14 protein-coding genes are annotated in these 15,066 nt (G+C 63.5%); 11 read left to right on the forward strand and 3 right to left on the reverse strand.

The window, feature by feature from the left end; translation table 11 throughout:
* Nucleotides 1-514 (reverse strand): hypothetical protein (locus RUH75_RS15725; protein ID WP_313807676.1); only part of this gene is annotated, 514 nt, incomplete at its 3' end.
* A gap of 251 nt (nucleotides 515-765) precedes the next feature.
* Here RUH75_RS15725 and RUH75_RS15730 point away from each other — a divergent pair.
* The 5 genes from RUH75_RS15730 to trxB all read left to right on the forward strand — a co-directional run bounded on the left by RUH75_RS15730 (nucleotide 766) and on the right by trxB (nucleotide 5,988).
* The gene (locus RUH75_RS15730) at nucleotides 766-2,175 is read left to right on the forward strand and encodes a circularly permuted type 2 ATP-grasp protein (protein ID WP_313807678.1); all 1,410 of its coding nucleotides are present in this window, start codon (nucleotides 766-768) and stop codon (nucleotides 2,173-2,175) included.
* A 175-nt stretch (nucleotides 2,176-2,350) separates the two neighbouring features.
* The gene (locus RUH75_RS15735) at nucleotides 2,351-3,283 is read left to right on the forward strand and encodes an alpha-E domain-containing protein (protein ID WP_313807680.1); all 933 of its coding nucleotides are present in this window, start codon (nucleotides 2,351-2,353) and stop codon (nucleotides 3,281-3,283) included.
* 12 nt (nucleotides 3,284-3,295) lie between these two features.
* Nucleotides 3,296-4,168, forward strand: a complete 873-nt coding sequence (locus RUH75_RS15740; RefSeq protein ID WP_313807682.1) for a transglutaminase family protein — start codon at nucleotides 3,296-3,298, stop codon at nucleotides 4,166-4,168.
* 21 nt (nucleotides 4,169-4,189) lie between these two features.
* Nucleotides 4,190-4,927 carry a peptidase gene (locus tag RUH75_RS15745; protein ID WP_313807684.1) on the forward strand — a complete coding sequence of 246 codons (738 nt, stop codon included), beginning with the start codon at nucleotides 4,190-4,192 and terminating at the stop codon, nucleotides 4,925-4,927.
* Nucleotides 4,928-5,025: 98 nt separating this feature from the next.
* Nucleotides 5,026-5,988 (forward strand): thioredoxin-disulfide reductase, encoded by a 963-nt coding sequence (gene trxB, locus RUH75_RS15750; RefSeq protein WP_313807686.1) that lies wholly within the window; start codon nucleotides 5,026-5,028, stop codon nucleotides 5,986-5,988.
* A gap of 51 nt (nucleotides 5,989-6,039) precedes the next feature.
* On the opposite strand, the gene RUH75_RS15755 is transcribed toward trxB, so the two are convergent.
* Both RUH75_RS15755 and RUH75_RS15760 read right to left on the reverse strand, forming a co-directional pair.
* Nucleotides 6,040-6,330 (reverse strand): acyl carrier protein, encoded by a 291-nt coding sequence (locus RUH75_RS15755; protein ID WP_313807688.1) that lies wholly within the window; start codon nucleotides 6,328-6,330, stop codon nucleotides 6,040-6,042.
* Between the two features lie 28 nt (nucleotides 6,331-6,358).
* Nucleotides 6,359-7,366: a GNAT family N-acetyltransferase gene (locus RUH75_RS15760; protein ID WP_313807690.1), complete on the reverse strand. Its 1,008-nt coding sequence runs from the start codon at nucleotides 7,364-7,366 to the stop codon at nucleotides 6,359-6,361.
* A 48-nt stretch (nucleotides 7,367-7,414) separates the two neighbouring features.
* Here RUH75_RS15760 and RUH75_RS15765 point away from each other — a divergent pair, with 48 nt between their 5' ends.
* The 6 genes from RUH75_RS15765 to RUH75_RS15790 all read left to right on the forward strand — a co-directional run bounded on the left by RUH75_RS15765 (nucleotide 7,415) and on the right by RUH75_RS15790 (nucleotide 15,038).
* Complete coding sequence (locus RUH75_RS15765; protein ID WP_313807692.1) at nucleotides 7,415-8,956, forward strand: acyl-CoA ligase (AMP-forming), exosortase A system-associated; 1,542 nt, start codon at nucleotides 7,415-7,417, stop codon at nucleotides 8,954-8,956.
* Entirely contained in the window at nucleotides 8,953-10,185 is a 1,233-nt protein-coding gene (locus RUH75_RS15770; protein ID WP_313807694.1) for a pyridoxal-dependent decarboxylase, exosortase A system-associated, read from the forward strand. Before RUH75_RS15765 ends, RUH75_RS15770 begins: the two co-directional genes overlap by 4 nt.
* A 148-nt stretch (nucleotides 10,186-10,333) precedes the next feature.
* Complete coding sequence (locus RUH75_RS15775; RefSeq protein WP_313807739.1) at nucleotides 10,334-10,981, forward strand: XrtA/PEP-CTERM system exopolysaccharide export protein; 648 nt, start codon at nucleotides 10,334-10,336, stop codon at nucleotides 10,979-10,981.
* A gap of 1 nt (nucleotide 10,982) precedes the next feature.
* Nucleotides 10,983-12,494, forward strand: coding sequence for an XrtA system polysaccharide chain length determinant (locus RUH75_RS15780; protein ID WP_313807696.1), 1,512 nt, complete (start codon nucleotides 10,983-10,985; stop codon nucleotides 12,492-12,494).
* Nucleotides 12,495-12,507: 13 nt separating this feature from the next.
* A complete protein-coding gene (locus RUH75_RS15785; protein ID WP_313807698.1) occupies nucleotides 12,508-13,452 on the forward strand; it encodes an AAA family ATPase in 945 nt (314 codons plus the stop codon).
* Nucleotides 13,452-15,038 carry a hypothetical protein gene (locus RUH75_RS15790; RefSeq protein WP_313807700.1) on the forward strand — a complete coding sequence of 529 codons (1,587 nt, stop codon included), beginning with the start codon at nucleotides 13,452-13,454 and terminating at the stop codon, nucleotides 15,036-15,038. The genes RUH75_RS15785 and RUH75_RS15790 overlap by 1 nt, the downstream gene beginning before the upstream one ends.
* The last annotated feature ends 28 nt before the right edge of the window (nucleotides 15,039-15,066 follow it).

Raw genomic sequence — 15,066 nt, forward strand, 5'->3', positions numbered from 1 at the left:
CGCCCTCGCTGCCACCGTCATATTCTGGCTTTGATCTGTGAGTCCTGAGCCTAGCAGTTTCGTTCCGAAGCGCCTCGAACACCGCCGCAACTTGCTCCATATCGGCGGGAAGGTTCATTCTATCAGGCCGCTTATATCGAAGAAAATGCCCCTTATAAGGCTCGTTCATGTAGGCAACCAATTCCGGAAGATGATCGGATGGACTTTGGAAGCCCTGACGTTCGGCCATCTGCAATGCCACGGTTAGATCATGTCCGATTGCTCTGGTCAGATGCTTGTCATCGCCGTCACCGCCACAAGCGACATATGCGGATTTCAGCATAAGCTCTAAGCCGAGCCCGATCAGGTAATGCACCGAGAGCGAGCATGGACCGTTGAATGCGAAAACCTCGATATTTTCTTCGGCCTCACCAATGTCTCTGCCGTAGTCGCGCGACGCATTGAACAAAACCAGCGCAGCGAGTGAGTGGGCAGCACCGTTCCCTTGCAGCGTTTTGGCAATTTCAAGAGTCATCGAATCTCTCGCAGTTCCATTGAGTGGGCCACTTTATGACGGGACGCGAAGGGCACAAGCGTTCACCCGGTTGCCCTCAATCGGAACGGCAATCGCCGCGTCAGGGAGCTTGATGAACTCGCACCTCCGCTACCACCTTTACAGCCTGTCTGATCGGTAGCGGCGGATTTTCCGCTTGCATTCGTTCCTTCCTGTTGCACTAATGTTGCAATGCACAACCGGGGGTTGCCCCCGAAGGGAGGATCGACGCTTTGCCCTTCCACGAAATGTTTGAGCCTGATGGTTCGATACGCCCCTGCTATGCGGAAGTGCAGAATTGGGTGGAGCGAACGGGCATTGCCGGGCTCAATCGTCGAATGGATGAGGCGGAGGCGATTTTCCGGCGCATTGGCATCACTTTCGCCGTCTATGGCGAGGGGGGCGATCCGGAACGGCTGATCCCCTTCGATCTGTTGCCGCGTGTCTTCACCGGCCAGGAATGGCGGGTGCTGGACAAGGGCATAAGGCAGCGGGCGCGGGCGTTGAATGCCTTTCTGCACGACGTCTATCATCGCGGCGAGATCGTGAAGGCGGGGATCATGCCTGCCGACATCATCTACCGGAATAGCGCCTATCTGGCGGAAATGGCGGACTTCACGCCGCCGGGGAAGGTTTACAGCCATATCGTCGGCATCGACATTGTCCGTACCGGGCCGACCCGGTTCGAGGTGCTGGAGGATAATTGCCGCACCCCCTCCGGCGTGTCCTACATGCTCGAAAATCGCGAGATCATGACGCGGATGTTCCCCGAGCTGTTCGCGCAGGGGATGGTGGCGCCGGTGGATGACTATCCGGCGGCATTGCTGAAAAGCCTGAAGGAAGTCGCGCCACCTGCCTGCAAGGGCGATCCGGTGGTGGTGGTGCTGACGCCGGGATCGCTCAACAGCGCTTATTATGAGCATAGTTTCCTGGCCGATCTGATGGGGGTGGAGCTGGTGGAGCCGGCGGACCTGTTCGTCGACAACGACCGGGTGTGGATGAAGACCACGCTGGGGCCCAAGGCGGTGGACGTCATCTATCGCCGCATCGATGATGAATATATCGATCCGCTGGTGTTCCGTCCGGACAGCCTGCTGGGCGTGCCGGGCATCTTCAACGTCTATCGCAATGGCGGGGTGACGCTGGCGTCGGCGCCGGGCGCGGGAATCGCGGACGATAAGGCCGTCTATATCTATGTGCCGGAGATGATCCGCTTCTATCTGGGGGAGCAGCCGATCCTGGACAATATCCAGACCTGGCAATGCGGCAAGCCCGATGAATGCGCCTATGTGCTGGAAAATCTGCACGATCTGGTGGCGAAGGAAGTCCATGGATCGGGCGGTTACGGCATGTTGATCGGGCCCAAGTCGACCAAGGCCGAGGTTGCGGCCTATGCCGAGCGGATCAGGGCCAATCCCGGGGAATTCATCGCCCAGCCGACGTTGGACCTGTCGACCGTGCCGACGCTGGGGCCGGCGGCGGTGGTGGGGCGTCATGCGGATTTCCGGCCCTATTGCCTGGTGGGCAAGCAGATCAGGCTGGTGCCCGGCGGGTTGACCCGCGTGGCGCTGACCGAAGGGTCGCTGGTGGTGAACTCCAGCCAGGGGGGTGGGGTGAAGGATACATGGGTTTTGCAGGATTGATGATGGGTGTGCGGAGATTTGCCCCAGGGCGGGCTGCAAATGGCACTATTCTGCGCTTCCGGTGCTCACGTGCTTTAAGCACGCTGCGCGCCGGTTCTCGAACAGCACCATTTTCGCCTCCCCCTGAGGCAAATCTCCGCACACCCATGTTGGCGTTTGACCGGGAGCTTCCCGCATGCTGAGCCGGACTGCGGAAAATCTCTTCTGGATGGCCCGCTATATGGAGCGGGCCGAAGCCACCGCCCGGCTGCTGACCATGGGGCAGCGCATGGCGATCCTGCCGGGCGCGCATCATCGCGATGAGTGGCGATCGGTGGTGCGGGCGACCGGGGCGCTCAACCATTTTCCCGAAGGGGGGCAGGTGACGGAGAGCGATGCGATCGCTTTCCTGATGCTGGACCTCGACAATCCCTCCTCCATCCGCTCCTGTCTGTTGAAGGCGCGGGCCAATGCCAAGTCGGCGCGCACCATGTTGACGCAGGACATGTGGGAAGCGCTGAACGAGGGCTGGCGCAAGCTCGACAGCTATGACGTGGGGGAGGCGCGGCAGCAGCTTCCGGTGCTGATCGATTGGGTGAAGACGCGGGTGATGACCTTTCGCGGCGCGGCCCATTCGGGGCAGTTGCGCAATGAGGGGCATGATTTCCTGCGCACCGGATCGGCGCTGGAGCGGGCGCAGATGACGTTGCGGCTGTTGGACGTCAAATATTATGTGCTGCTGCCGGAGACGGAGGTGGTGGGCGGCAATCGCGATCATTATCAGTGGACGTCGGTGCTTTACGCGCTGTCGGGCGCGCGGGCCTTTCACCATGTCTATGGCGGGACTTATACGCCCTGGCAGATCACCGATTTCCTGGTGCTGAACCGGCTGTTTCCGCGCAGCATCGCCTATTGTTACGACCAGCTTGCCTATCGGCTCAACCGGCTGGCGGGATGGCATGACGCGCGCGCGGCCTGTCATGATACCGTGCGGGAGATGGTGGCTGACCTGGAGAAGCTCGACAGTGGCGAGATTTTCCGGGTGGGCCTGCATGAGACGGTGCTGAACGGCCTCAAGATGACCAATCGGCTGGGGGCGGAAATCGCCCAGGCCTATCATTTCGGCTGAGGGGGAGGCGCGATGAAGCTGCTGGTCCGTCATCAGACGATCTACCGCTATCAGGCGTCGGCCGGGCGGGTGGCGATGCGGCTGAAGCTGATGCCCGTCGATACGCCCAGCCAGACGGTGCTGGACTGGCAGGTCAGCGTGAATGATGAGGTACTGACGGGCTTTCGTCCCAACAGCTTCGGGGAAATGGAAGCGATCTGGATCAGGCATGACCAACTGGACAATGCCGTCATCATCGCGGAAGGACTGGTCGAGACGCAGGAGAGCCATGGCGTGCTGGGCCGGCCCCGCAATGCCGTGGACCCGCGCTATTTCCTGCGGGAGACGCCGCTGACCAAGGCGTCGGACGCGATCCGGGACATGGCGCTTGGCCTGCCCGATGGGCAGGGGACGCTGGCGCGGCTCCATGCGCTGTCGGCGGCGGTGCGGGATGCGGTGGACTATCGCAGCGGCGCCACGACCTCCACCACCACGGCGGCGGAGGCCTTTGCGATGGGGGCGGGGGTGTGCCAGGACCATGCGCAGATCTTCATCGCCGGGACGCGGACCCTGGGCATGCCGGCGCGCTATGTGACGGGCTATCTGCTCACGGACGAAGGCGATGTGCTGCACGAAACCCATGGCTGGGCCGAGGCGTTGGTGCCGGAACTGGGCTGGGTGGGATTTGACCCCTCCAACCGGGTGTGCGTGACGGAGCGTTATCTGCGGATCGCCTGTGGGCTGGATGCGGATGACGCTGCGCCGATCAGGGGTTCGGTCACGGTCGCGGGCGATATCTGGATTGACGCGGACGTCCGGATCGCGCAGGCGGAGGACGGGGTGGAAGAGCGGCAGCTGCAACGGCAGCAACAACAAAGCGCGCAGCGATCCACCACGCAGGGCTGAACAGAAGAGGGCCTTCGGGCGATGACTTATTGCGTCGCGGTGCGCGTCGACCAGGGACTGGTCATGCTGTCCGACACCCGCACCAATGCGGGGATGGATAATATCGCCCGCTTCCGGAAGAGCTTCACCTATAGCGTGCCGGGCGAGCGGGCCATCACCATGATGTGTTCGGGCAACCTGTCGATCACCCAGGGGGTGAAGGCGATGCTGGGCCGGGCGATCAAGGATTCGACGCTCGATCCCGATGTGGAGACGATCCTGAACTGTCCGACCATGCATCGCGTCGCGCAGATCGTGGGCGAAGCGATGTGCGCCATGCAGGGGCGCTATCGCACCACGATCGAGATGCAGGGCTCGGGCGCCGATGCTTCGATCCTGATCGCGGGGCAGCGCAAGGGGGGCAAGCCGCGGCTGTACCTCATCTATTCGGCGGGCAATTTCATAGAGGCGACCGAGGACACGCCCTTCTTCCAGATCGGCGAGCATAAATATGGCAAGCCGATCCTGGATCGCATCATCAAGCGCGACACCAGTCTGGAGGATGCGACCAAGGCCGTGCTGGTGTCGATGGATTCGACCTTGCGGTCCAACCTGTCGGTGGGGATGCCGCTGGATCTGACGGTGATCGAGCGGGACGATTTCGACTTTCGCGTGCGGACGCGGATCGAGGCGGACAATGAGGAGTTCCAGCTGCTTTCCCACAGCTGGTCGGCGGCGCTCCGCAAGGGGTTTGAGGACCTGCCCAACGTGATCGATTGAATTCCAGCTTCGCACCCTCCAAGCAAATCCATGGCTTGCGTGTCTGCCATGGTGGCCTATCTCATCGCGACAGACGAATCGTAGCTGGAAAGAATTTCATGACTGCCACCCATTCGACCCGCATGCTGATCCTGGGTTCCGGTCCTGCCGGTCTGTCCGCCGCCATTTACGGCGCGCGCGCGGGTCTGGCGCCGATCGTGGTGCAGGGCATGCAGCCGGGCGGGCAGCTGACCATCACCACCGATGTGGAGAATTATCCCGGCTTCCGCGATGTGATTCAGGGGCCGTGGCTGATGGAGCAGATGCAGGCGCAGGCCGAGCATGTCGGCGCGCGGATGATGTACGACCAGATTGTCGACGTCGATCTTTCCGATCGGCCCTTCCGGTTGAAGGGGGATAGTGGCACGCTTTATTATGCCGACAGTCTGGTGATCGCCACGGGCGCGCAGGCCAAGTGGCTGGGCGCCGAGGGTGAGCAACTGTTGCAGGGCAAGGGTGTTTCCGCCTGCGCGACCTGCGACGGTTTTTTCTATCGCGGCAAGAAGGTGGTGGTGATCGGCGGCGGCAATACCGCGGTCGAGGAAGCGCTGTACCTCACCAATCACAGCCATGACGTCACGCTGATCCACCGGCGCGATTCGTTGCGGGCGGAGAAGATATTGCAGCAGCGCCTGTTCGCGCATCCGAATATCAAGATACTGTGGAATCAGGCGGTCGAGCGTTTCGTCGGTGGCGGCAATCCGGAAGGGTTGGTGGGCGTCGACCTGATCGACACGGTGACAGGCCACAAATCGCATATCGAGACGGATGGCGCTTTCGTGGCGATCGGTCATCAGCCCGCGACCGAGCTGTTCGTCGACAAATTGCCGATGGATGAAGGCTATCTGCTGGTCGAGAAGGGCACCACCAGAACTGCCGTTCCGGGCGTGTTCGCCGCGGGCGACGTCAGCGACAAAATCTATCGTCAGGCGGTGACCGCGGCCGGCATGGGCTGCATGGCGGCGCTGGATGTGGAGAAGTTCCTGGCCGAAGCCGATTTCGAAGCGGTGGCGGCGGAGTAAGGCGGGTTTTGGCCGGTTGGGGACTTTAGCGGTTCAGTCCCTTCTGGCCCGTCAGCCCTCGATCTTCGTCCGGGCGAAGGCGACGAGCGTGCCGAAGGTTTCGAACGTATCGCCGTCGATATCGTCATCTTCGATCAATATGCCGAAGCGATCTTCCATTTCGGTGAGCAGGCCTGCGACGGCCATGGAATCGAGTTCGGGCAGCGCCCCGAAAAGCGGCGAATCCGCTTCAAAAGCATCGACCCGATCCTGGGACAAGGCCAGCACGTCGCGCAGCAAGGCGCGCATAAGTGTTTCGATATCCATTGTCCGGTCGACCGGTTGAGTATTGTCCGCCCGCATAATGGGCGCTTACCTAATCGTTCCGCTGCTAACCTACAAGCGCGGAAATGGCTGTGCGGGCCGCCGGGAGCCAGATGGAGGCCCGGCGGGGATTGAAGAAGTCGAGCCGGTAGAGCGTCCTGCGTTCTTCCATCCATTCGGTTTTGTAGCCGTTGTCGCCCGTGCCATAATCGATCGTCGCGACGTGATCGCGGTCGATGGCATGGGCAAACATGGCGTGGCTGAGCAGGCTGCCGGGCGAGGCTCCGTCAAAGCTTTGGTCATGCGCCAGCTTGTGGATCAGCGCGGTGCCGTTCTCGACGGTCCAGAGCTGGGTCGCCACGGGTTGATCTTCCAGCCGGGCAAAGCCCAGGCGCAGCGTTCCGGCGGCGCTTTCCCGTTCGGCGAGGGCGCGGAGGAAATCGAGGCCGGTTTCGGGCCGTTTCCAGCTGCGACTGTGGACCGTGGCATAATCGTGCCACAGCGCGTCGGTCAGCCGGTCCGTGATGCTGAGGGTGAAGCGGCTGGCGCGGCTCTTGCGTGCGATGAGCGTGCGCAGGCGGCCGTGTCTTGCCGCCCAATAATCCTCGAAACCGCGGCCTTCCAGATGCAATATGTGGCGTCCGCCCATTGGTCGGCGCACGCTGAACCAGCCCGCGCGGCGGAAGGCGTCAAGCAGGAGGCCGGATGCATCCGTGACCGGATAGAGGTCGATCTGGGCGCTGTCCTTCAGCAAATGCTGGGCAATGACTTCGATCAGGCGCCGGCGGACGGCGGGGTCGGGCGGGCCGAGGAAGATCGGCGTCCAGTCGAAGCTGTACCAGTTGGCGAGCGCGCTCAGCCGTGCGGATCTGGAGGACAGGAGGAAGAGCCAGGCCTGATGGTTGCCCTCCAGCGCCTGGAAGATGCGTGCTTGCGTGTTGGCGAAGCAATGATCGTGGAGCGATTCGAACCAGTCGATGCGGTCGAACAGGGATGGCGTGGAGGCGCGACCGAGCGCGCCGGAAAGCGCCTGGCGCGCTTCTGTCACGCTGCGATATTCCCTTGCGACCAGCAAACCATTATCTCCCCGGCATCATCATCGATTTAGGAACAAAGTCTGGAGATGGAGTTAAGCGATTCCCCGGTGCGGATAACGGTCGATGGCGTCGATATATGGCCTGTCGATCATGTGTTGCTGCGCGGTGATCCGGGGCGGCCTGCGCTCGATGGCCGATCCGGCACGCAGACCTATGAAGAACTGGAGGTGACGCTGGGGAGGCTGGCGGCCTGGCTGGCGGGCTTTGGCCTGGAACGCGGCGCGCGAGTCGCGAGCTGGATCGCCAAGGGACCCGTGGCGGCGTTGATGCCGTTGGCCGCGCCGCGGGCGGGATTGGTGCATGTGCCGGTCAATCCGCTGCTCAAGCATGCACAGGTGGCGCATATATTGGCCGATAGCGGGGCATCGCTGTTGATCGGGACCGCGAGTCGGCTGGCGACTTTAAGGGCGGGCGATGTGCCCGAGGGATGTCATCTGCATAGGGAGGATGATGCGGCGGGCGCGATGAGCGGAGGGGAGGTGCTGGGGCCTTCGGCTGCCGCGCCGGGCGATCTGGCGGCGATCCTCTATACCAGCGGTTCGACCGGACGGCCCAAGGGGGTGATGCTGAGCCATGCCAATCTGTGGCTGGGCGCGGTGTCGGTGGCGGATTATCTGGGGATGACGGCGCAGGACCGGACGCTTTGCGTGTTGCCCTTCAGCTTTGATTATGGACAGAATCAGCTGCTTTCCACCTGGGTTTCCGGGGGATGCGTCTATCCGCTCGACTATCTGACGCCGCGTGACGTGGTGAAGTCGGTGGACCGGCGGGACATCACGACGCTGGCCGGAGTGCCGCCGCTCTGGGTGCAACTGACGGAGCTGGATTGGCCGGAGGAGGTGGCGGGGAAGCTGCGACGGCTGACCAATAGCGGCGGCGCGTTGACCCGGCCTTTGGTGGCGAAATTGCGGGCGCTGTTTCCGAAGGCGGACCTTTATCCCATGTATGGGCTGACAGAGGCTTTCCGTTCGACTTATCTGCCGCCGGCGTTGGTGGACAGCCATCCCGACAGCATGGGATCGGCCATTCCCCATGCGGAGATATTGGTGGTGCGGCCGGATGGCGGCGTGACCGAGGATGATGAGCCGGGGGAACTGGTGCATTGCGGGCCGCTGGTGGCCCAGGGCTATTGGCGGGATGAAGCGCGCACGGCCGAGCGGTTCAGGCCTGCGCCTGCGGCCTCGCGCTATGGCGGCATGGCGGTGTGGTCGGGCGATACGGTGCGACGGGATGGGCAGGGGCTGCTTTATTTCGTCGGTCGCGACGATGCGATGATCAAGTCGGCGGGCAACCGCATCAGCCCGACAGAGATAGAGGAGGCCGCCGTGGCGGTCGAAGGCGTGGCCGAGGCGGTGGCGCTGGGCGTCAGGGATGAGCGGCTGGGGCAGGCGGTACTGTTGCTGTTGCGTGGGGCCGACCCCGAGCTAAACGCAGTGGTCGAGGCGCGGCTCAAGGCCGAGTTGCCCAATTTCATGCAGCCGCGCGAGATCGTCATGCTTTCGGAATTTCCCCGCAATCCCAATGGCAAGATCGATCGGGTGGCACTCGCGAAGGAGTATGCGGCATGAAGCCGATGGGACCGATCCCGCCCTTTTTCTCGGGCGAAGGAGGCATGTTGCTGATCGGCGGCCGCGGCGCGGCAAGCCTGGTCGATGAAGCGGGCGATACGCCGTTGTTCGTTTATGACATGGGAATAGTGGAGCGGCAGGCGCGTGCCTTTCGTGACGCCATGCCGTCCATGCTGTCGCTCCACTATGCGGTGAAGGCGAACCCTTATCCGCCTTTGCTGGAGCGGATGGCGCAATTGGTCGATGGTTTCGACGTGGCATCTGGCGGGGAACTGGCGCGAGCGCTGGAAGCGGGAATGGATGCGGCGCATGTCAGCTTTGCCGGGCCGGGGAAGCGGGATGATGAACTGATCGTCGCGATCGACAATGGCGCAACGATCAATCTGGAATCGGAGGGCGAGGCGCGGCGGGCTGTCGCTTTGGGTGAGCGGCGCGGCAAGGCGCCGAAGCTGGCGGTGCGGGTGAACCCGGATTTCGACCTGAAAGGGTCGGGCATGCGCATGGGCGGCGGGGCCAAGCCTTTTGGCGTCGATGCCGAGCGGGCCGCGGATCTGGCGCGCTGGGTGATCGAGGCTGGGGCCGAGTGGCGGGGCTGGCATATTTTCGCCGGGAGTCAGGCCCTGGGCGCGGAGGCGTTGATCGAGACGCAGGCGGCGACCATGGGTCTGGCAACGCGGCTGTCCGAAGCGGTCGGCGCGGCGCCGCCGCTGGTCAATCTGGGCGGGGGCTTTGGGATTCCCTATTTCCCCGGCGATGAGCGGCTGGATATCCGGCCGATCGGGGAAGCGCTGGGCGTCTTGCTCGATGGGCGGGAGGATATCCTCAAGGGCAGCGCGTTCGCCATGGAACTCGGCCGGTGGCTGGTCGGTGAGGCGGGGGTCTATCTGACCCGCGTGGTCGATGTGAAGAAGAGTCAGGGCGAAACCTTCGTCGTGGTCGATGGCGGGCTGCATCATCAGCTTGCGGCCAGCGGCAATTTCGGCACGGTTGTGCGCCGCAACTATCCCATTGCCGTCGCCAATCGTTTCGGGGAAGCGGCCGCCGAGCAAGCCGTGACGGTCGTGGGTTGCCTGTGCACCCCGATCGACAGGTTGGGCGACAAGGTCGCGCTGCCGCCGGTGGAAGAGGGCGATCTGGTCGCGATCTTCCTGGCGGGGGCTTATGGCGCATCGGCCAGCCCTGCTGCTTTTCTGGGGCATCCCGCTCCGTTGGAACTTTTGCTTGGCTGAGTTCAATGGACTGATTTGCCAACAACTTAACTCCTAACGCTATTTTTACCCTTTGCGGGCAAGAAGACGGTCAAAGCCCCGTGCTTGACGGTCCGCCTTGTCTTTTTGGCGGCCCCTTGCGCGCGGTCGCAAGCAAGAGGTGAAGACCATGCGTTTCCTGTCGGTTTCCCGGGCTTTGATCGGCGTATCCCTGCCTGCCGTCATTCTTTCGGGCTGCGCGTCCGGCGGGGGCAGCGCGCCGAAGCTGCCGCCTGCTTCCTTCGTTTCGATGCAGGAGGGGCCGGGCGAGGAATATGTGATCGGGCCGCTCGATGACCTCACCATTTTCGTCTGGCGCAATCCCGATCTGGGCGCGAAGGTTCAGGTGCGGCCCGACGGGCGCATCACCACGCCGCTGATTTCGGACATGCCCGCCGTGGGCAAGACGCCCAGGCAACTGGCGGATGACCTGAAGGTCGCGCTTGGCAAATATATCGAAAATCCGCTGGTGTCGGTGATCGTCAACAATTTCTCCGGCACGTTCAGCCAGCAGGTGCGGATCGTCGGCGCGACGGAAAAGCCAGCCTCCATCCCCTTCCGGGCGAACATGACGCTGCTGGACGCGATGATCTCCGTGGGCGGCCTCAGCGAATATGCCGCGGGGAACAAGGCGCGGCTGGTGCGTTTCAACCGCGAAACGGCCAGGCAGCAGGAATATCAGCTGCGCATCGGCGATTTACTGAAGCGCGGGGACAGCAAGGCCAATGTCATGCTGGCGCCCGGCGACGTCATCATCATTCCCGAAAGCATGTTCTGAGATGGCGGCGCTGGTCGACGAACTGCTGGTCATCCTGCACGGCATCTGGACGCGGCGCTGGCTGGCGCTGGGCGTTGCCTGGGGCGTGTGCCTGTTGGGCTGGCTGGGCGTGGCGCTGATCCCCAACAGCTACGAGTCCAAGGCGCGGGTCTATGTGAACACCCAGTCGATGCTGGAGGACAAGGTGGGCATCACCCAGGTCCAGTCGCAACAGGACCTCGACCGGGTGCGCCAGACATTGGCCGGCACGGAAAATCTGGAGCGGGTGATCAAGGAAACCGACCTCCGCCAGACGGTCAACGGTCCGCGCGACATGGCGGCGAAGATCATCAGGCTGCGCGAGGGCATCACCGTCGTGGCCCAGCTTGACCCCAGCATGATCGACATCAGCGCCAAATGGGCTGATTCCAGCCTGTCCGACGGCGCCAATGCGCGGATTTCGCAGCAGATCGTGCAGAAACTGGTCGATATTTTCCAGGAAACCAACCTGTCGTCCGACAAGGTTGAGACGAGGCAGAGCCTGGCCTTCCTCGACCAGCAATTGGGCGAGCGGGGCAAGCAGCTGGCCGCCGCCGAGCAGCGCCGCGTCGCGTTCGAGCAGCGCTATGCCGGAATGCTGCCGGGCGCGGGATCGATCGGCCAGCGCATGGATGCGGCCCGTTCCGAGATCAACAATATCGATTCGCAGCTGGTGCAGGCGCAGAGCGCTCTGGCGGCGATGAACGGGCAGTTGGCGGGGACGCCCCAGGTCCTGCCGGGCGTGGGTTTGTCGGGTGGTCCTTCGGCACTTTCGCAGGCGCAGGCGGACCTTGCCTCCATGCGGGCGCGGGGCTTTACCAGCAGCCATCCCGATGTGATCGCCGCCCAGCGGCAGGTCGATCTCCTGCGCCATCAGGGGAGCGGCGGCGGTGGGGGCACGCCCAATCCGGCCTATCTGTCGATCCGGTCGATGCAGGCCGAACGCGCCGCGACCGTGCAGGGGCTTTCCGCGCGCAAGGCGCAGTTGCAGGCTGACCTCAACGCCATGACTTCCCGCCAGACGGATGAGCCGGGGCTTGCGGCCGAGCAGGAAAGGCTCGACCGCGATTATCAGGTGCTCAAGACCCAATATGACAAGATGTTGGCCGATCGCGAAGAAATCCGCCTGCGCGGCGACGTGAAAAGCGAGACGGGTTCGATCCAGTTCCGGGTCATCAATCCGCCCAACCTGCCGACGGCTCCGGCCGCACCGAACCGGCCACTGCTGCTGTTGGGCGTGTTGATACTGGGGCTTGGCGCGGGCGTGGGCACGGCCTTTGCCATGGCGCAGCTCAAGGGCGGCTTCCCCAATGCGGCGCGGCTGGAGAAGGCGCTGGGCGTGTCGGTGATCGGATCGATCGGTCAGACCGTCAGCGCGGCGCAGGTCGCGGTGGAAAAGCAAAGGCTCAAATGGTTTGCGGGCGCGAGTGGCGGACTGGCGGCGCTGTGTCTGCTGCTGATCGTGATCGAATTTGTCCAGCGTGGGCTGGCCTGAAGGGGGACGCATGATGAGCAAGATGAAGTCCCTGTCCGGCGGCTCACTGATTGAGCGCGCGACCGAGATTTACGATTTCAGCGCGGCTTTGCGGGGCCGGGCTGCGCCTGCGGTGGAAGTGCCGGAGGATGAGCCGCCCCTGTCACCGGCGGTGGAGATCGTTCAGCCCGCGCCGGTTGCTGTGGACGTGCCTGAGACAAGCCATCGCGCGCCGGACTGGACCGGGCCGGTGCAGCCGATCGATCGGATCGCGCTGGTCGAAGCGGGATATTTGCTGCCCGATGGCCCGGTGAGCGCGATGAGTGAGGAATTCCGACTGCTGAAGCGCGATCTGCTGGCGGAGCTGGCGGGCAATGCGCGGGGCAATCGGGTGCTGATCTGCTCGGCGCAGAGCGGCGAAGGCAAGAGCTTCTGCGCGATCAATCTGGCGCTCAGCCTCGCGGCGGAGAAGGAGCGGGAAATCCTGCTGGTCGACGCGGATTTCGGCAAGCCGGGGATTCCGGAGGCTTTGGGGCTGACGACCGGGCCGGGGCTGATGGATGCGCTGGCCGATCCGGCGATCGCCATAGAGGATTGCGTGTTGCGGACGGATATTCCGTCATTGTCCGTGCTTCCGGCGGGGCAGCGGAGCAATAACGATACCGAATATCTGGCGTCGGCGCGGACGGAGATGCTGCTGAACCGCCTCACCGAAGGACGGCCCGACCGCATCATCCTGTTCGATTCGCCGCCTCTGCTGGCGGCCTCTCCCGCAGCGGTGCTGGCGAGCCATGCCGCCGTCGCGCTGCTGGTGGTGCGGGCCGACCGGACCACGGAAAGCGCGCTGCGCGACGCGGCGAGCCTGCTGAAAGGCGCAAGCCAGGTGAAGCTGCTGCTCAACGGCGTGCGCTTTTCCACGGGTGGCCGGCGCTTTGGAAGCTATCATGCCCAAAGTCAGTCGGGGAGGAATGCGGGCTGATGATCTCTCGCATTGCCCTTGTTTTAGCGGGTGTCGCTCTGGCCTCTCCCGCCGTTGCGCGGGACGAGCAGCGCAAGGTCGACGTCACGCCCTATCTTGGCATCGATCAGGTCGTGGTCGCGCCGATCAAGGGGGGTGGCGATGTCCTGACCTACACCAATGTCACCGCGGGCGTGACCGCCAGCGTGCAGACGCGCCGTCTGGAGGCCTCCGCCGACCTGCAATATGCGCACAGCTTCGGCTGGGGCGATCAGCTGAGCGATCAGGATATCATCAGCGGCATCGTTGGCGGCCAATATGGCCTGGCGCGGGGGCTGACGCTCAATGCCGGTGGTCTTGCGACGCGGGTGCGGACTGACGGATTGTCGGGCGCTTCGGTGCGCAATGATGGCTATAGCAGTCAGGTCTATGCCGGCTATGTCGGCCCGTCCTATATGACGCGGCTGGGCGATCTGGATATCAGCGCCTCCTATCGGCTGGGCTATGCGCGGGTCGAGGATGACGTGAATGTCGACTTCCCCGGCGCGCCGCGGGGGAGTGGATTCGCGGATTCCACAACGCATGATCTGATGGGTTCGGTGGGCGTCGGGCCGGGCGTGTGGATGCCGCTGGGCCTTGTCGCCAGCGCGGGATACAGCCGGGAGGATGCAAGCCAGCTCGACCAGCGGTTCGAGGACAAATGGGCGCGATTGGACGCGACTTTGCCGGTGGCGCCGACGCTCGCCCTGATCGGGGGCGTCGGATATGAGGATATGAAGATCAGCCAGCGGTCGCCCTTGCTCGACGGCAATGGCGTGCCGGTGATTTCCTCCAGCGGCCGCTATGTCACCGACGAAAGCTCGCCGCGCCAGCTCATTTATGATTTCGACGACATCATCTGGGATGTCGGCGTGCTGTGGCGGCCGAGCCATCGCACGTCGCTGACCGCGCGGGTGGGCGAGCGCTATGGCGGCATGACCTGGTCGGGCAGCTTCATCTGGCAGGGACGGAACCAGTCCTTCGCTCTGGTCGTGTTCGATGGGATCGACAGCTTCGGGCGGGTCATCACCTCCGACGTGGCGGCCTTGTCGGGCAGCAACCTCAATATCGTGCGCAACCCTTTCACCGGCGATTTCACCGGCTGCGCCTTCTCCTCGACCGGGGGCGGGCAGTGCTTCAACGATGCCCTGGCGGGCGTCACGGGCGTCAATTTCCGCTATCGCGGCGTGGCGGCGCAGTTCGCTGCGGAGCGCGGGCCTTGGGGCCTGGGCATCGGCCTTGGCTATTCGCAGCGCAAATTCGTGACGCCTTCGGGCGAAACGGTGTTCGTGCGCGGGACCAAGGACCAGAACTGGTATGGCCAGACGTCGCTGACCTATAAGGTCGACAGCAAATCGGCCCTCGATACGGCGGTCTATGCCAATTATTTCGACGCCAGCGGCAATCGTCTGGACGTGCTGAATCTGGGCGCCTTCACCAGCTATTACCGCCTCGTCACGCGCAATTTGCAGGCTTCGGCTTCGGTCGGCGTCGACAGCACGAAGGCGGACGATCTCGATACGCTCATCAACGCCATGGGCCAGGTCGGCCTGCGCTACACTTTTTAAGCTAAAGCCCGCTCGGGTGGAGAGATAG

The sequence above is a fragment of the Sphingobium sp. genome (assembly GCF_032153725.1).
GTDB lineage: Bacteria > Pseudomonadota > Alphaproteobacteria > Sphingomonadales > Sphingomonadaceae > Sphingobium.